General features: G+C 43.2%; 22 protein-coding genes. 16 read left to right on the forward strand and 6 right to left on the reverse strand.

Annotated elements, in window-relative coordinates; translation table 11 throughout:
- Positions 1-2 precede the first annotated feature (2 nt).
- Positions 3-1,235: a YheC/YheD family endospore coat-associated protein gene (locus AC0VXY_RS07040; protein WP_475527391.1), complete on the reverse strand. Its 1,233-nt coding sequence runs from the start codon at positions 1,233-1,235 to the stop codon at positions 3-5.
- Between the two features lie 230 nt (positions 1,236-1,465).
- On the opposite strand from AC0VXY_RS07040, the gene AC0VXY_RS07045 reads away from it, so the two are divergent.
- From AC0VXY_RS07045 to AC0VXY_RS07070, 6 genes are all read left to right on the forward strand, one after another.
- Complete coding sequence (locus AC0VXY_RS07045; protein WP_475527392.1) at positions 1,466-2,605, forward strand: DUF445 domain-containing protein; 1,140 nt, start codon at positions 1,466-1,468, stop codon at positions 2,603-2,605.
- A gap of 74 nt (positions 2,606-2,679) precedes the next feature.
- Positions 2,680-3,033: a YlbF/YmcA family competence regulator gene (locus AC0VXY_RS07050; RefSeq protein ID WP_435992087.1), complete on the forward strand. Its 354-nt coding sequence runs from the start codon at positions 2,680-2,682 to the stop codon at positions 3,031-3,033.
- 416 nt (positions 3,034-3,449) lie between these two features.
- Positions 3,450-4,322, forward strand: coding sequence for a Cof-type HAD-IIB family hydrolase (locus AC0VXY_RS07055; protein WP_435992085.1), 873 nt, complete (start codon positions 3,450-3,452; stop codon positions 4,320-4,322).
- A gap of 134 nt (positions 4,323-4,456) precedes the next feature.
- Positions 4,457-5,950: a coproporphyrinogen III oxidase gene (locus tag AC0VXY_RS07060; RefSeq protein ID WP_475527393.1), complete on the forward strand. Its 1,494-nt coding sequence runs from the start codon at positions 4,457-4,459 to the stop codon at positions 5,948-5,950.
- A 185-nt stretch (positions 5,951-6,135) separates the two neighbouring features.
- Positions 6,136-7,749, forward strand: coding sequence for a long-chain fatty acid--CoA ligase (locus tag AC0VXY_RS07065; protein WP_475527394.1), 1,614 nt, complete (start codon positions 6,136-6,138; stop codon positions 7,747-7,749).
- A 101-nt stretch (positions 7,750-7,850) separates the two neighbouring features.
- Positions 7,851-8,645: an enoyl-CoA hydratase gene (locus AC0VXY_RS07070; protein WP_435992079.1), complete on the forward strand. Its 795-nt coding sequence runs from the start codon at positions 7,851-7,853 to the stop codon at positions 8,643-8,645.
- A 95-nt stretch (positions 8,646-8,740) separates the two neighbouring features.
- On the opposite strand, the gene AC0VXY_RS07075 is transcribed toward AC0VXY_RS07070, so the two are convergent.
- Positions 8,741-8,926 carry a YhzD family protein gene (locus AC0VXY_RS07075; RefSeq protein WP_475527395.1) on the reverse strand — a complete coding sequence of 62 codons (186 nt, stop codon included), beginning with the start codon at positions 8,924-8,926 and terminating at the stop codon, positions 8,741-8,743.
- A gap of 191 nt (positions 8,927-9,117) precedes the next feature.
- On the opposite strand from AC0VXY_RS07075, the gene AC0VXY_RS07080 reads away from it, so the two are divergent.
- The 6 genes from AC0VXY_RS07080 (at position 9,118) to AC0VXY_RS07105 (ending at position 16,867) form a co-directional block, all read left to right on the forward strand.
- A complete protein-coding gene (locus AC0VXY_RS07080) occupies positions 9,118-10,017 on the forward strand; it encodes an ABC transporter ATP-binding protein (RefSeq protein ID WP_475527396.1) in 900 nt (299 codons plus the stop codon).
- Entirely contained in the window at positions 10,010-11,260 is a 1,251-nt protein-coding gene (locus AC0VXY_RS07085; RefSeq protein WP_475527397.1) for an ABC transporter permease, read from the forward strand. The genes AC0VXY_RS07080 and AC0VXY_RS07085 overlap by 8 nt, the downstream gene beginning before the upstream one ends.
- A 145-nt stretch (positions 11,261-11,405) precedes the next feature.
- Positions 11,406-12,617 (forward strand): metallophosphoesterase family protein, encoded by a 1,212-nt coding sequence (locus AC0VXY_RS07090; protein ID WP_475527398.1) that lies wholly within the window; start codon positions 11,406-11,408, stop codon positions 12,615-12,617.
- A gap of 5 nt (positions 12,618-12,622) precedes the next feature.
- Complete coding sequence (locus AC0VXY_RS07095) at positions 12,623-15,574, forward strand: ATP-binding protein (RefSeq protein ID WP_475527831.1); 2,952 nt, start codon at positions 12,623-12,625, stop codon at positions 15,572-15,574.
- A gap of 54 nt (positions 15,575-15,628) precedes the next feature.
- Positions 15,629-16,570, forward strand: coding sequence for a 3'-5' exoribonuclease YhaM (gene yhaM, locus AC0VXY_RS07100; RefSeq protein ID WP_435992071.1), 942 nt, complete (start codon positions 15,629-15,631; stop codon positions 16,568-16,570).
- A gap of 117 nt (positions 16,571-16,687) precedes the next feature.
- Positions 16,688-16,867, forward strand: coding sequence for a sporulation YhaL family protein (locus tag AC0VXY_RS07105; protein WP_435992069.1), 180 nt, complete (start codon positions 16,688-16,690; stop codon positions 16,865-16,867).
- Positions 16,868-16,918: 51 nt separating this feature from the next.
- On the opposite strand, the gene AC0VXY_RS07110 is transcribed toward AC0VXY_RS07105, so the two are convergent.
- Positions 16,919-17,848: a peptidylprolyl isomerase gene (locus AC0VXY_RS07110; protein ID WP_435992067.1), complete on the reverse strand. Its 930-nt coding sequence runs from the start codon at positions 17,846-17,848 to the stop codon at positions 16,919-16,921.
- Between the two features lie 186 nt (positions 17,849-18,034).
- Between AC0VXY_RS07110 and AC0VXY_RS07115 the strand changes: the two genes are divergently transcribed.
- The 3 genes from AC0VXY_RS07115 to AC0VXY_RS07125 all read left to right on the forward strand — a co-directional run bounded on the left by AC0VXY_RS07115 (position 18,035) and on the right by AC0VXY_RS07125 (position 18,513).
- Positions 18,035-18,121, forward strand: coding sequence for a YjcZ family sporulation protein (locus AC0VXY_RS07115; protein ID WP_034763301.1), 87 nt, complete (start codon positions 18,035-18,037; stop codon positions 18,119-18,121).
- Between the two features lie 85 nt (positions 18,122-18,206).
- Positions 18,207-18,290, forward strand: a complete 84-nt coding sequence (locus AC0VXY_RS07120) for a YjcZ family sporulation protein (protein ID WP_060670486.1) — start codon at positions 18,207-18,209, stop codon at positions 18,288-18,290.
- 127 nt (positions 18,291-18,417) lie between these two features.
- Complete coding sequence (locus tag AC0VXY_RS07125; RefSeq protein ID WP_079534381.1) at positions 18,418-18,513, forward strand: YjcZ family sporulation protein; 96 nt, start codon at positions 18,418-18,420, stop codon at positions 18,511-18,513.
- A 63-nt stretch (positions 18,514-18,576) separates the two neighbouring features.
- Here the strand turns inward: AC0VXY_RS07125 and AC0VXY_RS07130 are convergent, their stop codons facing one another.
- Both AC0VXY_RS07130 and AC0VXY_RS07135 read right to left on the reverse strand, forming a co-directional pair.
- Positions 18,577-18,756 carry a hypothetical protein gene (locus AC0VXY_RS07130; protein WP_034763303.1) on the reverse strand — a complete coding sequence of 60 codons (180 nt, stop codon included), beginning with the start codon at positions 18,754-18,756 and terminating at the stop codon, positions 18,577-18,579.
- Between the two features lie 220 nt (positions 18,757-18,976).
- Entirely contained in the window at positions 18,977-19,513 is a 537-nt protein-coding gene (locus AC0VXY_RS07135; RefSeq protein WP_435992064.1) for a DUF3267 domain-containing protein, read from the reverse strand.
- Between the two features lie 185 nt (positions 19,514-19,698).
- On the opposite strand from AC0VXY_RS07135, the gene AC0VXY_RS07140 reads away from it, so the two are divergent.
- Positions 19,699-20,028 carry a DUF1878 family protein gene (locus AC0VXY_RS07140; protein WP_475527399.1) on the forward strand — a complete coding sequence of 110 codons (330 nt, stop codon included), beginning with the start codon at positions 19,699-19,701 and terminating at the stop codon, positions 20,026-20,028.
- Position 20,029: 1 nt separating this feature from the next.
- Here the strand turns inward: AC0VXY_RS07140 and AC0VXY_RS07145 are convergent, their stop codons facing one another.
- Entirely contained in the window at positions 20,030-20,605 is a 576-nt protein-coding gene (locus AC0VXY_RS07145; protein WP_435992061.1) for an HTH-type transcriptional regulator Hpr, read from the reverse strand.
- Positions 20,606-20,661 lie beyond the last annotated feature (56 nt).

Here is a 20,661-nt window from a genome sequence, read left to right on the forward strand (position 1 = left end):
TATTATTCCTCCTTATTAGTCCAGTTGGCCAAACTATATTCATAAAGTGCTTTAACCGAAGGACGAATCCTGTCGTTCTCTAAGTAGGTCCGTTTAGAAGGCTTGGAATTAATTTCGATCAGCCATGGTTTTCCCGCCTTATCAATGCCGATATCGATGCCAAGCTCTGCGAAATGACCTTCAAGGCTATCGGCAAGAAGCGTTGAAGCATGTATACATAATTCTTTCATCTCTTTCATGATAGCCATGCTCTCTTTGGGAGAAAAAATAGTTTGCAAGACCATGAGGGGCTTTTCGATACGGCCGCCCTGGTCGACATTTGCCACGAATTGATCTTGAGAAGCAATTCTTGCAACCGATGAAACCACCTCCCAGTCTTCATCGCGATTCTGATGACAAAGAAATCGAAAGTCCAAAGGTAGCCCTTCGACTGTAAGAAAGGGGATTGTCTCCTGAACCAGATAAGAGCTATTGCACCAGGCCTTAAGCTGGTTGTAAAGAGCAGGGTAAGTCGGGAAGGTGAGAGGATTCTCAGGCGAAAATGAATTCTGCTGCATGTGATATCCACCGTCTCTTTTTTTGATCCGCATGATGTAGCGTCCTTTGCTCCCATTTATCCCTTTGATGAAAACATCGTGATATAAGGTAAGCATCTTCTCCAAGGAATGTAGTCCCTTTACGGTTTCGGGCAGGTGTGGAGAGAGGACGGGGCTGTCTTTTAATGCATTGTAGACCTGATCTTTGGACAAAAAAGCGGAATTGAAAACCTGGATGCCCCCGTCCAGTGAGCGGCCAAGAGCCTTTTGAAAGGAAGGTGACCGCTCTGTTTTTCGTGAGTGACATCGATTGTATAAGACATGGGGATCAGGTAGAGGACCGGTTTCCCAATCGTTCCCGTTATAATAAAGACCTTCCCCTTTATTCCCGACGAAGGAGGAAAGGGGAAGCAGGTAGAAAAATCCACCTTTTCGTTGAAACCATTCCTGACACTCTGTAAAATATTCATTTAAAGAGTGCGAATGGATGGTCTCAAGCGAAGATTGATTGAGTAAGAGAGCCACAACCGGTCCCATATGAATCATGGTATTTCTGGTATCGATGGAGATCCATATATTTTGCAATGGCGGGATGGATGCGAATAATGAATCGGATGTATCCAACATAATCTGTAAAGAATCCGTTTTTGTTTCCATGCATGTAACGTCAAGAAGGGAGCTGCCACATTTCAACGTCATATGTCGTTGAAAAGGGAAGCGGTCCATCCATTTTCCTGGAATATATAAATGATGATGGTCCTTTGTATGACGCGAAATAAATGAACATTTTAACTTCATCCGGCATTCCCCGTTTGCATAACCCGTTAGGTTGACTTTATAATGATTTATTGGGCTAATGTTGATATAGCATTCTATGTAAACATAGGCAAAATGTTCAAACGAGAGAAGTAGAAAAGGAAGGTGCACTCATGCTGGATGCTTTCATCCTGGTATTATTCATGGTAATCGTTGGGGCCCTTATTGGGGGAGTCACCAATTCACTCGCAATAAAAATGTTATTCAGGCCTTATCGGGCATACTATATCGGAAAATACAAAGTCCCATTCACACCGGGACTGATCCCGAAACGCCGGGAGGAACTGGCGGAACAGCTCGGAAAGATGGTGGTGGACCACTTAATCACCCCTGAAAGTCTTCAGAAAAAAGTGATGAATGAGGACTTCCAAAAAGAAGTGACCCTTTGGCTATCCGAAGAATTGCAGCCGGTATTCACATCCGACAAAACGGTGAATGAATGGCTCGATACCCTCCAAATCCCCGTTTCCTCTGATCGACTCAATGAATGGCTTGAGGACTGGATCGCAGTAAAGATCAAGGATACAAAAATGTCCTATACATCTATGAAACTGGAAGAGGCACTTCCTGAGAGGTGGCAGGAAAAGGTTTCAGAAAGTATTCCGAAGCTAGTCGACTTCATTGCAAACAGGGCGGAAACGTATTTCACTAGCCCGGAAGGAAAAATGAAAGTGAAGATCATGATCGACGATTTCCTGAAAGAACGCGGTATGCTCGGCAACATGCTGGGTATGTTCCTTGGTAATACGTCGGTTGCGGATAAAGTGCAGCCGGAAATCGTCAAGTTCATCAAGCATGAAGGTACACAGGAGATCCTCTTTAACCTACTGTCGAAAGAGTGGTCGAAGCTGAAACAAATGCAACTGGAAGAGTTCATCGACAGATTGCCGGAAGAGGACCTCATCCAAACCGTCCAAACATCACTGGTCAAACTCGTCAACATCGACGGTCACCTCAAGAAGCCGCTCAGGTCTTGGCTCGAACCGCATAAGCAATCCTTCTTCGACAAACAGCTGCCGAAATGGGTGGATAGAGGGACGGACCTATTATCCAAGAAGATTCCGAACCTCATGGAGAAGATGCACCTTCAGCATATCGTCCAGGAGCAGGTAGAATCCTTCTCTGTTGGCAGGTTGGAAGAACTCGTCCTCGGCATTTCACGGCGTGAATTCAAAATGATCACCTATCTCGGAGCTTTGCTCGGCGGCGTGATCGGGATCATTCAGGGAATCATCGCTCTTTTCATCGCCTGATAAGGGTCCTGCCTAGAAATCAACCCCATTGTTTGTTATAGTGAGGAAGAATGAAATTTTAGGAGGTACGTATTTTGGCTATTAACTTATACGATCAAGCGAACGAACTGGAAAGCGCATTGCGTCAGAGCGATGAATTCCTGCAACTGAAGAAAATGTATGATGAAGTAAACAATGACGAATCTGCTAGCAAGATGTTTGAAAACTTCAGAAACATCCAAATGACTCTTCAACAAAAACAAATGAGCGGTGAAGAAATCTCCCAGGAAGAAGTGGAGCAGGCTCAAAAAACAGCTCAACTTGTACAGCAACATGAAAAAATCGCGAAGCTTATGGAAGCTGAGCAACGCATGAGCATGGTGATCAATGACTTAAACAAAGTCATCATGAAGCCGCTTGAAGAACTTTACGGTTCCATGCAACAATAATACTGATGAGTAGGGTCCGACTTCCTGATGGGAGTCGGTCTTTTTTTGTTGGTAGAGCTGATTGATTGTCTTTGGTATATTGAAAGTATTTACATTTATTGTAAAATGACGCAATTCCGGTCGAGAGTGACGCAATTATAGAAAAAATGACGCAATTATGCTGAAAATGACGCAAGATCAAGCCCATAAATGACGCAATCATCGTCCCGCGAATGTCATATAGATTCTCCAAACGTCCCAATAAAAGAAATATTTTCACTTATCCCCAGTTTCAACACCTGATTCTTAGCTGCCGAGCACTCTATCTCTTCATTCCCAAGAAATAGTCATCATTCCTATCCCACTCCTTGGCATATTTGTCTCTCCTCCTTCATAAAAGTAGAGAAAGGGAGTAGACAACATATAGGGGGACACCAATGATGATCTATCGAATGCTGGCTTTGAATATTGATGGCACGATTGTAAATGAAAACGGAAAAATTGCGAAGGAAACGAAGGAAGCAATTGAGTACGTTCAAGATAAAGGGGTTCCGGTCACATTGGTTACAAGTCGGAGTTTTGCTTCTGCTAAGAAAGTAGCCAAAGCCCTGAAGCTTGAAAGTCCGATTGTTACACACAGCGGTGCCTATATCGCAGGCGAGCTTGAAAAACCGATGTATGTGAAAAAAATTGCGGAAGACATTACCTATGAAATCTCTCAATTCCTTGAAGGTTTTTCATGCCAGGTACACTTGTCCCATGAAAAGCGGTCCATCGTAGGCAAAACCAGTACCGGGGCACGTGAGATGGCAAAGGTCTCGTGGCAAAGAGAATCGAAATTACTTTACAGCAAACAGTTTGTGGACCGGGTAAGTGATCACCTGTTGGAGAATCCGATGTCGGTACCGAAGATTTCAGTTGTGATGGAGCACAAGGAAGACGTATGGGACGTTGTCGCTTCCTTAAAAGGCATGTATGAAGAAGTGGACGCTATCCCGACGTCTGACTATAAACTTGATATAGTGCCAAGGGGTGTTTCAAAGCTCAGGGGATTGATGTACCTGTCTGAGCGTCTCGGAGTGAAGAAGCATCAAATCGTGATGGTCGGATCCGGGATAGATGACATCGATTCCATGGAGTGCTCGGGCCTCGGTGTCGCCATGGGTGATGCACCGCGTCAAGTGCGGGAAGCGGCGGACTGGATCACACGCAGTCAGGTTGAAAAAGGGATTCCGTACTTTGTCACTGAGTTATTCCGTAAACAACACCCCATCCCATTCTTGAAAAAAATGAACATCATAAAATCGTAACTAAAAGGAACACCCCGTCATTCCAACAAGGATACGGGGTGTTATTTTGTAGGGAGGTTTCGGACCATTGACCATTCCCACCCCTTTCTGTACACTTATAAAAGCTTATTAGTTTTATGAAAGGTGATTAGAACGTGAATGTTTTGATAAAAGGAATCGAGGATGAGCGTTTCGAGCGTCCCCTGCGATTGATAGCGAATTTATTCTTTGAAGAGTCTGCCATTCACTTTGGTGATTGTGATGATGCCGATCTTCAAGTCCATATAGAACTTTCTTCAGATGACTTGATAGAGGCGGAAGCCGTATTAACGAACTCAAGCGAACAATCATACACTGCACGCTATGAACATGACTGGGTACCCTATGAAAATGAAAAAGAACGATTCAAACAGCTGAAAACGGCTGTTTCTCATGTGTATTTGAATGTTCTTCAAGATTTGACGGGGATCAGGCAGAAGTGGGGCATCTTGACGGGAATCCGCCCTACGAAACTCATTCATAAGCAAACCCAGCTTGGATTGCCCAAAGAAGAGATTCATGAGAAATTAAAAAAAGAATACCTGATCACGGATGAAAAGATCCAGCTGATGCAAAACATCGTGGACCGTCAATTATCCGTTGTACCGGATCTCTATGATCTTCAGCATGAAGTGAGCATTTATATCGGCATTCCCTTTTGTCCAACCAAATGTGCCTATTGCACATTCCCTGCCTATGCGATACTTGGTAAACAGGGACGGGTAGATTCCTTCCTGGCGGGACTTCATTACGAAATCCAGGAAATGGGACGCTGGATGAAGGAAAATAATATCAAGATTACAACCATCTATTATGGCGGGGGTACTCCGACGTCCATCACAGCTGAAGAAATGGATGCTCTTTATGAAGAGATGTACCGCTCCTTCCCAGATGTCGAAAAGGTAAGGGAAGTAACGGTGGAGGCAGGGAGACCGGATACGATATCCGAAGATAAACTCGAAGTGCTCAATAAATGGAACATCGACCGTATTTCCATCAATCCTCAATCGTACACTCAGGAAACCTTAAAAGCGATCGGGCGGCATCACACGGTGGAGGAAACGATTGATAAATTTCATTTATCCCGTGGTATGGGAATGAACAACATCAATATGGACCTTATCATTGGTCTTCCAGGGGAGGAGCTTCCGGAACTACAACATTCATTGGACGAAACAGAGAAGCTTATGCCTGAATCGTTGACGGTTCACACCTTGTCCTTTAAGCGTGCGTCTGAAATGACAAAGAACAAGGACAAGTATAAAGTGGCAGACAGGCTTGAAATCGAGAAGATGATGAATCTTGCGGAGAACTGGACGAAAGAGCACGGTTATGAACCTTATTACTTATACCGTCAGAAGAACATTCTCGGTAACCTGGAAAATGTAGGATACGCCCTTCCCGAGCAGGACAGCATCTATAACATCATGATCATGGAAGAAGTCCAGACCATCATTGGAATCGGCTGCGGGGCGGCAAGCAAATTCATCGATCCGAAAACCGGAAAGATCACGCATTTTGCCAATCCAAAAGAACCGAATGCCTATAACCTTGGATTCAAAGAGTACACAGAAAAGAAAATCAAGATCTTGAATGATTTATTTTTATAAACCGGACACGCCGCATAGATATAGCGGCGTGTTTCTTTATTATGCCTTCCGTTTCCTTGTTCATTACTGGATTATTTCATCCGTGCTTAAAGGATAAATCCTCATGAAAGGAGAATTAGTAAGATAGACATAGAAAATCAGACATTTTTTGTAAACGCTTACTATTTTGAGGGGAGAGATGGAATATGATGCAAACACCTCTGCTATTGACCCAAATGATTGAACGAGCTGAAAAGTATTTTCCTAAGAAAGAAATTGTATCCCGGACAGAGTCGGGTATCAACCGCTTCACATACAAGCAGTGGGGTGAGAGAACGCGGAGGCTGGCAAGCGCCCTGTCGAAACTCGGTGTTGAAGAAGGAGACAAAGTCGGTACACTTGCATGGAATCATCACCGTCATCTGGAAGCGTACTTTGCGATCCCATGTAGTGGAGCTGTACTACATACGATCAATATCCGCTTATCGCCCCAACATATTGTTTACATCATCAATCATGCCAAGGATCAAGTATTGCTCATCGACCCGGACATCGTCCCGCTCATTGAAAAGGTCAAGGACCAGATCCCAACGGTTAAAGCCTTCATCGTCATGACCGATGGAGAGTTACCTGAGACGACCCTCGAGCCTGTGTATCATTATGAAAGATTGTTGGAAGAAGGAGATCCATCGTTCCAATTCCGCAACGACATTGATGAAAATACTCCTGCGGGAATGTGTTACACGTCCGCCACGACAGGAAACCCGAAAGGAGTCATCTATTCCCATCGGGGCATCGTGCTCCATGCAATGGCATTGGGACTGGCTGATACGACAGGCGTCAGTGAGAGGGACGTTGCCCTGCCGGTGGTGCCGATGTTCCATGTGAATGCCTGGGGACTCCCGTTTGCGTCGGTCTGGTTCGGAAGTAAGCAGGTTCTGCCGGGACCATATTTCACTCCTGGACTGCTTGCCGGGCTCATGCAGGATGAGAAGGTGACCATTTCCGCAGGGGTGCCGACGATTTGGCTTGGATTACTCAATGAATTGGAAAAAAATGAGTATGATCTCTCAAGCCTTCGTTCCGTCCTGTGTGGGGGATCGGCAGCACCTAAAGGGATGATCCGGTCTTTTGAAGAGAAGTTCGGCATCCCGTTCATGCATGCGTATGGCATGACTGAAACGAGCCCGCTCGCTGTGATCGCCGCCTCCAAAAGCTATCATGACGACCTTTCTGCCGAAGAGAAACTCGACTTGAAAGCGAAGCAGGGGATCCTCGTACCTGGCTTGGATATGAAGGTCGTCGGGAAAGACGGGGAAGTGGCATGGGATGGAATCGAGATGGGGGAGCTAGCCTTAAGGGGTCCCTGGATTGCTTCTGAGTATTATGAAGATGAACGCACCGAGGATGCGTTCAGGGATGGCTGGCTGTATACAGGGGATGTCGTCACCATTGATGAAGAGGGATATATCAAGATCGTCGATCGTACGAAGGATCTGATCAAATCCGGTGGGGAATGGATTTCTTCCGTAGATCTTGAAAATGCCCTCATGACCCATGAGCATATCTTCGAAGCTGCTGTGGTGGCAGTGCCCCATGAGGAGTGGCAGGAACGTCCGATTGCCTGTGTCGTTTTAAAGGAATCGGGGAAAGGCAATGTGACCAAAGAAGAAATCATGGAATTCCTGAAGCCTCAGTTTGCGAAATGGTGGCTGCCGGATGAGATACTGTTCCTGGATGAAATCCCGAAAACCTCTGTTGGGAAATTCTTAAAGAGGGCTCTAAGGGATCAGGTTCAGGATCAGATGAAACAAATTTAAATGAGACGGGAGATCGACTCTATGCCGATCTCCATTTCAAATTATTGTACTTTTCTAAATAATCATTCTGCGCTATGCTAATAGAAAGGGGAGGGATTTTTTTGACAGTGTCAAATCAATACGAAACAGTTAAATTACATAAAGACGGGAAGGTGGCGAGGGTTCACTTGAACCGGCCGCAGTCCCTGAACGCATTGGATGCCCGGCTTATGGAAGAGCTGCTGGCTGCGTTGAAGGAAGTGAAAAATGATCCATCGATTTCTTTATTGATCCTGACAGGGGAGGGTAAGGGATTTTCCTCAGGTGGAGATATTAAGTCCATGCTGTCATTAAGTGGAGAGGAGCAGTTTTCACGGATCATGGATACGATCAGTGAACTGGTGATGACCTTGTATTCCATGCCGAAAGTGGTCCTGACAGGCATTCACGGGGCAGCGGCGGGGCTTGGGTTGAGCCTCGCTCTGGCTTCGGATTATATCCTTTGTGAAGAAGATAGTAAGCTCGCCATGAACTTTATCGGAATCGCTTTGATCCCGGATGGAGGAAGTCATTTCCTTCTCCAGGAACGCCTGGGGACGCATAAGGCAAAACGTTTAATCTGGAATGGAAAAGTATTTGAAGGACAGGAAGCCCTCATGAAAGGACTCGTCGATGAAGCCATTCCTTCAGGGAAACTGGAGGAAGGCATAGAACGCTATACCAAACAGGTATTAAGTGCGCCGACGAAAGCAATGCTGAAAACGAAAGAAGTATATGTTGAGTTGAACAAAGAAAGATTGCAGCAGGCACTTGATCTTGAGAAGGAAGGTCAGTGGCTCATGCGTCAAACCTCCGATCACCAGGAAGGCATTCGCGCATTCGTGGAAAAAAGAAGACCTGAATTCAAGGGTGAATAATGGAGAACAGGGACTAGCCTTTTTGGCTGGTTCTTTTTTGTGCATGTAATAAAAAAGCATTACAGCCATTGAAGTCTGTAATGCGAGAAGTAATCCTACACATGAAACAGCAAGAGTTTCCCAAGTGGGGACGTACAGCGATGCGTATGTTCAGCATAGCCTTTTTCCTCAAGCATGGTTTCTCCCATTTTCTTTGCTTCTCTGTCAGATGAAGCTTCGAATGATTCGTCCAGGATTTTTTTGCCGTCACGCTCAAATACCGTCAATTTATATACCTTCATTATGTAATACCCCTTTGTACTTGAAATGATGTTCTTCTTTATTTTTTCATATTATCATTTTTTTGGGAAGTCTAAATAGTTTGATAATGAAAAAAGAATGGAAAATGAAACCTTTTATGGATAGAATCGTAGAGTACTAGAGAGATAAGAATGCCGGAATTCATTACGGGCAACAGGAGGGAAAACAAACGATGAGTTTGAAATTACAACAGGTGACCAAAAGGTTTGGGGATTTCACAGCGGTAGATGAACTGTCACTTGAAATTCCCCCAAGTGAAATGTTCGGTTTCCTTGGAGCGAATGGGGCGGGAAAGACGACGACCTTTCGGATGGTGTTAGGATTATTGGATGCAACAGAAGGCAGGATCACGTGGGACGGCAAGGGGATTGATTACTCCACCAGTCCGGAAATCGGGTATCTCCCGGAAGAAAGAGGACTTTATCCGAAAATGAAGGTAAGTGATCAAATCGTCTATTTGGCACGCCTCCGGGGGATGGAAAAGAAGACGATCCTGAAAGAATTGGATTATTGGCTGGAGCGGTTCAATGTTCCTCAATACCTCAATAAAAAAGTGGAGGAACTCTCCAAAGGGAATCAGCAAAAAATTCAATTCATCGCATCGGTCATTCATAAGCCGAAACTATTAATCCTTGATGAACCATTCAGCGGTCTAGATCCCGTGAATGTGGAGCTGTTGAAGGACGCTGTGAGGGAAATCAAGAAGAATGGAACGACCATCGTGTTTTCAAGTCATCGGATGGAGCATGTGGAGGAGCTTTGTGAAAGCTTGTGCATCATGCATAAAGGGCGTCCCGTCGTACATGGCGGACTGAAGGAAATCAAACGTTCCTTTGGAAAGAAGAATGTCGTGATACATGCAGATTTTGACCTTACCTACCTAAAGGAAATGCAGGGAGTGACTAAGCTTAAAGAAACGACGGAAGGAGTCCTGCTTCAGGTGGAATCCGAAGCTGCAGCTGAAGGGGTATTTCATGATGTCGTCCAAAAGGGCTTCCTTCGTAAATTCGAGCTTGAGGAACCTTCGCTGAACGATATATTTATAGAAAAGGTGGGAACATCTTATGAATAATTTCTTCTTGATCCTCGGTCATTCCTATATGTCAAAATTGAAAGCCAAATCCTTTATCATATCCACTATCATCATTGCCGCTGCACTAGTCCTACTGGCCAATTTCGACAGCGTCATTTCGAGTTTCACAGATGATGAAGGAAGCAGGGTAGCGGTTCAGGATGAAACGGGCAAATTATATGAACCGCTCCTGCAGCAGTTGGAGACTATGAATAGTGAGATTCAATTAGAGCCTGCTTCGGAATCCACAAAGGAAATCGAGAAAAAAATAGAGTCAGAAGATTTTAAAGGTTTATTGGTAATAAGTGAAAACAGTGATGGGCTGCCACAGGCTCTTTATAAATCGAACTCATTTTCAGAGTCCGCCGTGACCGGGGAATTGCAGGCAGCCCTGCAAAATGTAAAATCGTCCCTTGCTGCGGGTAAGCTGGATCTGTCAGGGGAGGAGCTATCCTTGTTAAGTGCCCCCGTTGTTTTTGAGAAAGAAGCACTGCTTGAGGGGGCGAAGTCTGAAGAAGAACTGAGTCAGGCAAGGGGCATTGTTTACGTCTTATTGTTCTTTATCTATTTCTCAGTGATTGCCTATGCCAATATGACCGCGATGGAGGTCGCCACCGAGAAAAGCTCCAGGGTCATGGAAATCCTCATATCAAGTGTGTCACCGGTAAAACAAATGTTTGCCAAAATCATTGGGATCGGTCTCGTGGGCTTGACTCAATTAGCCGTTATCCTTGGTGTAGGTTATTTTACCCTGATCCGTAAGAAGGATGAGCTGGTAGGGGGATTCTTTGAAGGATTCGGATTTGAATCCCTATCACTCAGTGTCATCATTTATGCTGTCATCTTCTTTTTACTGGGATATTTTCTGTATGCGACCCTTGCAGCGCTACTCGGTTCACTTGTGAGCAGGATTGAAGATGTCCAGCAGATGATCATGCCGATGACCTTCCTGATCATGATTGGATTCTTTATATCCATGTTTGGCCTCGGAAGTCCGGAATCGGGCTTTGTAACAGTAACTTCTTACATCCCCTTCTTCACTCCGATGGTCATGTTCCTGCGTGTCGGGATGCTGAACCTGCCGGTGTATGAGCCGGTCATCGGGATACTCGTCCTGCTTGTCTCCATCACTCTGCTGGGAGTATTCGGTGCACGTGTCTATCGTGGAGGGGTGCTATTATACGGGAAGTCCAATTCATATAAAGATATTAAGAAAGCAATCGATTTAACATCAAAGAAATAATTGGAAGGCTGTCACGTTTAAACTGGCAGCCTTTTTTTTTCGTGAATCGGATAAATTGTGAATACATACTGAAATTTTCCCCGGTTTTAGGATATAATGAATGAATAGCAGAACGTATATTCGTAGTGTTGAAGGAGGGGACTTCATGGAGAACATACGGTTTTTTCATGTAGCAGACTTACATTTGGACAGTCCGTTTACAGGACTGAAGCATTTACCAACAGAAGTATTTGAACGAATACATAATAGTACCTTTGCTTCTTTTGAAAAAGTGGTGAAAGAAGCGATTGAAAGAGGGATCGACTTTATGATTCTCAGTGGGGATCTGTTTGATGAAGAAGACCGAAGCATAAGGGCCCAGGCAAAATTAGTGAAACAATTTCAAATTCTTCATTCACATGATATTCCAGTATACGTCGTCCACGGAAATCATGATCATCTCGGCAGCCGTCGATTAGAACTGGATATGCCGGATAATATACATATTTTTCACGAGAAAACCGAAGTGAAACAGCTTACCACAAGGAATGGTACCCTGGTTGATATTGTGGGGTTCAGCTATGGAACAAGGCATATCCGGGAAAGAAGGATCGGGGAATATCCTAAAGGATCGGCAGAGCGTTATACAATCGGGATCCTGCATGGAAGTGAAGGGAGCATGAATTCTTCTCATGAAACGTATGCCCCTTTTACGATAAATGAATTATTGGAGAAGAATTACCATTACTGGGCACTCGGACATATTCATCAACGCCGGATATTGCATGAAGAGCCATTTATCGTCTATCCCGGAAATATCCAGGGCAGGCATCGAAAGGAGACCGGAGCAAAGGGGTGCTATGAGCTCGTACTTGGTGAGCATCAGACAGAGCTGACGTTCATTCCCACCCATGATTTGATATGGGAAACATGTGATGTATCCCTGCATGGTATAGTCCGGTTTGGTGAGGTATTTCAGCGCATCCATCAGGCGATGGAAATCATAAGTGAAGATAGCTTGATTGAAATCGTCTTAACCGATGTAGATTCGCTCCCTGAAGATATGATGAGGAAGGTTGAAAGTGGTGATCTTCTGGAGGCACTGCAATCCGATATTGAAAGTCATGGGGGATTGAAATGGGTTCACTCCATACGCCGGTCTCCAGGCACCAGAGGGTTAAAGGAAAGGGATCCCTTTCTACAGGAAGTGATTTTAACCCTTGAAAGCTTGGAAGGGCAAGAGTGGAATGAAGTCCTGGCAGAGCTGTATGAACATCCGTCGATCTACCGATTTCTTGCACCTTTGGAGGGAGAAGAGAAGGATGATCTGATAGAAGAAACGAAGCACTTACTGAAAAGTGGGGGTGAAAGAAATTGAAGCTGATGGAACTCCATATATACGGATATGGGAAGCTTGAGAACAAGCATTATACACTTAGGGATCTTCAATTATTCTATGGAGAAAATGAAGCGGGTAAATCGACGATCATGTCCTTCATTCATAGTATTCTATTCGGATTTCCAACGAAACAGCAATCTTTGTTGAGGTACGTCCCGAAATCATCGACCGAGTATGGTGGGAAAATCCTTTGCCAAATGGATGATCAAGGGATTGTGAGCATCGAACGGATCAGAGGGAAGGCTGCAGGAGACGTAACCGTCCAATTTGAAGATGGAAGAGTAGAGGGGGAAGAAACCCTCCAACAATTATTGGGCAAAATGGACCGGTCCACTTATCAAAACATCTTCTCATTCAACCTGGATGGTCTTCAAAACATCCAGCGACTCAAAAAAGAGGAACTGAACCGGTATTTATTCACAGCGGGTTCTACAGGGACGGACCTTCTATTGAAGCTTTCGCAGGACTGGCAGAAAGAAAGAGAACTGCTGTTTAAAAAGTCAGGTAGAAAACCGAAGATCAATGTAGTGCTTTCCGAACTAAAAGATCTAGAAAAACAAATAAAGGAAGGAAAAGAGAAAAACGATCAGTACCTGCCGCTCCTAGCGAGACGTAGATCTCTGGAATCAGAAATATCAGTCATGGAGAAGGAAAAGGAGCTTCTTTCTGATAAGAGGGAAAATCTTGTTTCCGTAAATGAAAATTGGGATACCCTTGTCCATTTCTATGATGTGGAAAAGCGCCTCTCCCAGCTGAATGACCTTGACTTCCCTCCAAACGGATTAGAACAAATGAATGAGCTGAAAATCGAAGAAAGACAAACGTCAGCCTATCTAGATACCCTGCAAAGTAAACAAAAGAATCTACATGAAAAGTTGGAATCAAAAGATCTGGATCTTACATTAAGAGAAGACATTCCCTATATGGAGAAACTATTGTCCCGGCAATCCTCTTACTTGAAATGGAAAGAAGAGAGCGGGGAACGAAGCAGAGAATTGAGAATGGTCCAAAGTAAAATCAGCGACACAATCAGGGAATTAGGGCTGCAGATTGAAATGGAAAATATCCCGTCATTGAACACAAGTCTGGTGATGTCTGAAAACATCCAGCAGACTTTGGACCATCAGACCAAACTCCTTCATGAACGGGAAAGCTTGGATAAGCTTCAGGAAGAGGAAATGGAAGAACTTCAGGCCATTGAAAAAAAATGCGAAAACTTAGAAGAACGATTAATGGAAGAGGATGGATATCAAGAATTACAGCGGAAGGTCAAAGCTCTTACCGGAAAGCATTCTACGAGGGAACAGATGGAATGGGTAAACCTCCAACTGAAGGAGGCCGAGGAAAACTATAACCGAAAAAAAGCTTCCTATTCGTATCAGATGCTTATCAGTGGGGGAGCATTCCTGATTGTAATGGGATTCGGTTTATGGGGTATGTTCTCCGGCAATTGGATCATGGCAGGTATGAGCTTGCTGTTTCTGATGACTGTCGGTGGAACCATCTTTCAATCGAGGAAGAATGTCAGGAAAGAAACCTTCACCCTCCAAAAACTCAAGGAAAGAGCCAAAGATATCCAACCGGATAAAACCGAGACTCTGGATATAGCAGAACAAAGACTTTTGGAACAAATGGAATTTCGCAACGAGTGGAAGCAGCGGGTCCTATCGTTAGAAGAGCAGGAGCTGAAGATACAGAAGCTTCATGAGAGGAAGGAAAAGCTTGAGAAAGCAATCGTACAGGGAGAGGGAAGGATAGAACGTCTGAAAAGGGAATTATACTTACCTGCCGATTTTCATTGGAAGTGGCTGCGTGATGCATATGCCAAGATGAAAGAATTAGTCTATTCTTATGAAACATATACTCATTTATCCGATGAAGAAGCTTATTCAGAGGAGAAAGTGAAAGCATTCACTGAAGAATGCCGTGATTGGTTCCACCGGCATGCCCTCTTGTTCACGACAGTGGACGAAGCGCTGCTTCAATTGAAAAGGATGTTGCAGGATCTGGAGAAACGTCAGCTGGTAGTTGAAAATATTGCTGCAGAATTAGAGCCTTTATCTTTGGATATCGAAAAACATTCCATAGAAGTTGGGAAAATTCGCCATGATATACATGACCTTATTCATGTAGCTGGTTGCACGGGGGAAATGGAATTCCGGGAAAAGGCTCAGAAGGTTCAGGAACGAAGTGAACTCTGGTCTCAATATAGGGGGATGAAAACAAGATTGACCCAAAAAACCCTTGATGTGTTTCTTGATTTTCAATCGCTGGAAGAAAGCAGGAAGGAGTCGACCCGGGTCTTACAATCCATAGATGAGTTGTCAAAAGAGTTGTCGGCTCATCAAAAAGAGCTCGCCTCCCTTTCGTATGAAATCAAAACGTTAGAAGAAGGCAAGAGCCATTCGGCCATCCTTCAAGAATTCCAAAGCAAAAAAGCCGAGCTTGGGGAGCTTGCCTTTGAATGGACTACATATACATTGGCGAGGGACTCGTTAAGGAAAACAATGGAACTATATCAGAAAACCAAAATGCCGAAAGTCATAGAGCTTGCAGAAGAAAACTTCAGGGAATTGACAGAAGGACATTATCAACGCATTTTCTTACTGGATGATGAAATGATCAAAGTTGGGAGGATGGATGGAACCACTTTTCATGCAATCGAACTCAGTCAAGGTACGAAAGAGCAGCTGTTTATATCGATCCGCTTTGCCCTCATTCAATCAATCGGTGACAAATATCCTTTGCCTGTTCTGATTGATGATGGGGTAGTCAACTTTGACCTAACCAGAACAAAGGCATTTCTTTCGCTCCTAAGGAAAGTGGCAAGGGATCATCAAGTGTTATTCTTTACCTGCCACCCCCATATCAAACAATCGTTCACGGATGAAGAGGTGATTGTGTTAAAGAGGAAGGAGCCGATCCGGACTACCTGAGTACAAAAATATGATATACTGAAACTACTTTTATAGTGGAACGGAGGAGAAGAGATGTCAGGTATTACACATTTCAGCGTAGGTGAGACGATCGACTTGCCATTATTAATCAAGCAAATGACCAAAGGTACCACCAATACAGGAAAACCGTTTCTCACGCTGATTCTGCAGGATAAGAGCGGAGACATGGAAGCGAAGCTCTGGGATGCTTCTGAGCAGGATGAGAAGGCATACCAACCTGAAACGATCGTCAGGGTTGTCGGTGATATACACAGTTACCGTGGTAAAAATCAGCTTAAAATCAAACAGATCCGGCCAGCTTCCCCGGCGGATGGCTTTGCCATTTCAGATTTCCTTGAAACGGCGCCGGTGAGCATAGATGAGATGACAAGCAAGATTACACAGTATATCTTTGAAATGAGGAACCCGAACATCCAGCGCATCACCAGGCACCTGATTAAGAAGTATCAAAAACCTTTCCTTGAGTATCCGGCAGCTACGAAGAATCATCATGAATTCGTATCAGGCCTTGCCTATCATGTGGTCTCGATGCTGGATCTTTCGAAAGCCATTGCCGGACTGTATCCTTCCCTGGATTCGGACCTTCTCTATGCCGGGGTTATCCTTCACGATTTAGGGAAAGTCATCGAGCTGTCGGGTCCTACTTCGACAACATACACGATTGAAGGGAATTTGATTGGTCACATTTCGATCATGGTGAATGAAATCGGGAAAGCAGCGGATGAACTGGGAATCGAAGGCGAAGAGGTCATGATTCTTCAGCATCTCGTGCTGAGTCATCACGGAAAAGCCGAGTGGGGAAGTCCTAAGCCACCACTCATCCGGGAAGCAGAGATCCTTCACTACATCGATAATGTTGACGCAAAAATGAATATGCTAGACCGGGCACTTGAACGGGTGAAGCCGGGAGAGTATACGGAGAGAGTATTCGCACTCGACAACCGTTCATTCTATAAACCAACCTTTCATAAATAAAGATTCCAAGAATCCGGTCCATTGCCGGATTCTTATTTTTATCTTACGGTCATGTTTTCTTCCAGGGCCTCATATAGTGTAAATAAAAGAGGACAAACCTATAAGGAGATGAAGCAAATGACCCTGCCTATTTGGATGTACCTGGTTGTAGCAGGAATTTTCGGGAGTGCCTTTATGACGATCAAATCGGCGAAGGAAGAAAAGACGATTGAAGATGAGTGGATTGAGAAAGAAGGAGAAGTCTTTATTCATCGAATGGAAGAGGAAAAAGAGAAAAGGCGTCAACTGACGTCTTGATCAAACATAAAAAAGGACTGATGGCTTACGATAGCCGTCAGTCCTTTTTTATTATTCCTGTTTTTCCGTTGCCGGAGCTCCGCCTTCAGGTGCTGCAGGAGGATTCAATACTTGATCGAATGATTTTTTCAAATCTTTATCTTTGATGTTCAGATCAGCTTTTTCGATTTCAGCTTTCATCGCTTCCTGGATTTTCTGAGGATCCACTTTAGAAAGCTTCAATTCTTTTTCGATTTCCTTTTTCATTTCGTCAAAGGATTTCTTTTCTTTTTTATCAGTCACTTCGATGATGTGATATCCATATTCTGTTTTAATCGGCTCACTTACTTTGCCTTTTTCCAGAGTGTCCAGTGCCTTAGAGAATTCTGGGACAAAGTTTTGACGCCCAGCGTAGTCTACCCATCCTAAGCTTCCGCCGTTTTCAGCAGAACCGGGATCTGTAGAGTACTCCTTGGCGATATCTTCAAATTTCGCTCCATCAGCCAATTTTTGTTTGACTTCTTTCGCTGTTTTTTCATCTTCTACAAGGATATGGCGAACTTTAATTTCTGGCTTCCATTTCTCGTAGTACTCTTTGACTTCTTTATCCGTTACTTTCACGTCGGAAATCGCAGCTTTTTCTTGAAGTAATTGAAGCTTCAAATATTGTTTGAACGACTTTTCGTCCAGGTTATATTGTTGTAAGAAACTATCAAATTGAGGCCCTAATTGATCCTTCGCTTCATTCAGCTTTTCATCAACTTCCTCTTTTGACACATCATACTTTTCTTCGAGGACTTTTGTATACACCAGTTCCTGAAGGGCCTGTTCCATTTGTGGAGTGAATTTTTGTTTCATTGATTTGTAAAGTTCATCTTTTGTTACATCTCCGGCTTTTGTTGTTGCAACAACGTCATTGTTTCCTTCAGCACCGTCACCGCTGCATCCTGCAAGTCCTACGACTCCCGCAGCCAATGATACTGAAATGATCCATTTTTTCATGGTGACCAACTCCTACAATAATTTCGTTTGATGGCTTGTCAAAATCTACAAAACATACTATAACACACTTCTTCCATTTTAAAAAATATTTTCCAAACTAATCTTCAGAAAAATGGGCATTTTACACACCCATTTCCTAGGTACTTTCATATGATAAGAGCGAAGAGAGAAAAGGAGGTAATAAATATGAGCTGTGGATACAATTCCGGATTCGCGTTAATCGTAGTGCTGTTCATCTTATTAATCATCGTTGGTGCCGCATATATTTACTAAAAAAATAAATTTATGACATTTGCCTAAAACAAAAGGCAGCTAACTTGAATAAGATAAAGTAGCGCTTCAAAGGAGGTGGAAAGTTATGGGTCACGCATACGGCGGAGGTTTCGCGTTAATCGTAGTACTGTTCATCCTGTTAATCATTGTGGGTGCAGCATGGCTATAATTTAGCCTCAGGGTTTAGGTTCACCGGATAAAGACTGTAAGAGGGGGCAATACCTTAAGAAAGGCTGGCCCCTTTTGCTTCATATTCATATGTTTATGCTTTTCATACATGAAAGGAGGAAGCGCATATGTCAGGTGCTTGCGGCGGGTACGGCGGAGGTTTCGCGTTAATCGTAGTTTTATTCATTTTGTTAATCATCATTGGTGCAGCATACGTTTGCTAATATAAATAGATTAAAAAGCAGATCCGGTTTATAAGGATCTGCTTTTTTCTCGCATTTCATGTTCTATGTAAATAGTATCTCTATGTAAGAAGAAACCAGCAGTATGGTGATTAGGATATTGATGGTCCTAAATACCTTAGGTTGGCGTTCTTCAGGTATTTCTTTTTGTAAACATAATGCGTTGGTCATTTTATTTATATAAAATAAGATGAAGACAGCAAATACTAAAAACATGGAGATCATCCAAACCCCTCCCCGTTATCTCCTATAGACTATACATTACCAAATTATTTCCCTAATTGGTAGCAAGAGTGTTGCCTACGTTCATGTAAATGAAGCTTTTTTCGTATATGATACCCTACCGGTATGAAGAACAGTTAAATGAAAGCAGCGAATCATCCCGAAAATATGAGAAGGATGATTTCATCCATCGAGTGTATGCATCAATGGCCATCCATCATCCTTACTGATAAATCAATATTTCATATCCATCATCATTTTCTTCGATTAATGCATTCTTTGGTGAGTCCATCAACTGTTTCGCATAAATGAAATCAATGGCACAGATCCCTGAATGAAATGCAAGGAGCATAGTAAAGTAATGCGAATAATGTGGGAAATGGAAGCACCCGTATAATAAAATACTGTTCAGTACAAAGAATGGAGCCACAAGGGCGACCAAATAACGGTATTTTGAAATTGGCTGATCCACCCGCAATGAAAGTATCGGCAAAAAAAGCATTTTTCGGTTGCATTTGCATTTTATTTTTCTCACGAAAGGCAAGATGGGCACGATGTGAAAAAATTTATGCAATGGATAGATACTGATCAGTCCCACGAAGAATCCCAGGAAATGCTTATCGTAAAAAGCACTCGGAAATAGTAAGTTGATTGGTACGTATATTAATGAGAATACCATCATCATGATGATGGATGAAAGTAAAAAGACTCGGTAAAATCCAAATTGTTTTTCCAGGTTGATTGTTTTCCAGCAATGCATAAAAAAAATCGCCTCCATTAGACGAATAGTGGTTAAATAAGTGCTTTACATACTTTATTACGATTGCCGGAAAAAATCAATACATTTTAGAAGGATTTTTCTTATTTTTTGGAGGGAGTTTTGGGCGACAGGTATGTTATAGTTTCTGTACAATAAGAGTATGAGATAAATAGCGGGTGATAAAGATGCACGAACTAATGAAGCGAATAGAAAAACTTGAATACCATCAGAGGTTGATGGCTGAAATGTGCCCTGAAAATGGGTTTCCTTTTTATCGTCTGATCATTAAAAATGGATTGTCAGAGAAGGAAGTGAAGGAGTTCTTTCATGCTTGTGATAGATTGAGCATGAAACTTGAAAAACAAAAAGCGGAAGAATTCGTATACAATACTCCGCTTTTTAAAGAATTTGAAGAAGAGCTTCATGCAAAGCTGAAGGTGCATGAAGTCGTGAATAGTTGCCTGGTTCAGAATATTTATCCAGCTTTGATGAAACAATTACAGAAGAGCTTATAGATCAGGCAAGTTCTTCCTCATCTTCAAACAGTTCACCGAGCTTTCCATTATCATCAGAAAAATCATTTTCAATATTGTGAAATGACTTTTCGAATATTTCCATAAAATCATTTCCATAAATATTACGAACGACGGTCATCATTTCGATCATTTCAGGGAACTTCCCATACAATTCCCGTAATGGAGCCACTCCCTTGAAGATAGAATGACTTTCCGGCTGATAGTTCTTCATTAGATCGAGAAGGATATTCTCCCCCTTGGCCGTCAGTTGAATATACGTATTCCGCTTATCATTCTCCCGTTTGGAAAACTCAAGAAGTTCACGTTCCTCTAATTTCTTCGAGAAGTTAAATGCCGTTGAAACATGCATAACACCGAATTTGGCCACGTCCGATATGGAAGCACCCTTTAAATGATACGCAATCCAGAGAATATGATGTTCATTGATATTTAAGTCGTATGGCTTGATCCATTGCTGCCAGTCCTTTTCTATGGCCTTCCACAAAGCTTTACTAAGCTGAGCCATCCTTTGACTGAAGAGCATTGCCTCTTTCAAAGTAAATTCTCTTTCCTTCATCTCATTCACCCACTTTGCTAGAAAATCTTTTTTTACTATAAGCTATTCTTGAAATG

Source organism: Rossellomorea sp. QJM3NY_18, assembly GCF_056173145.1.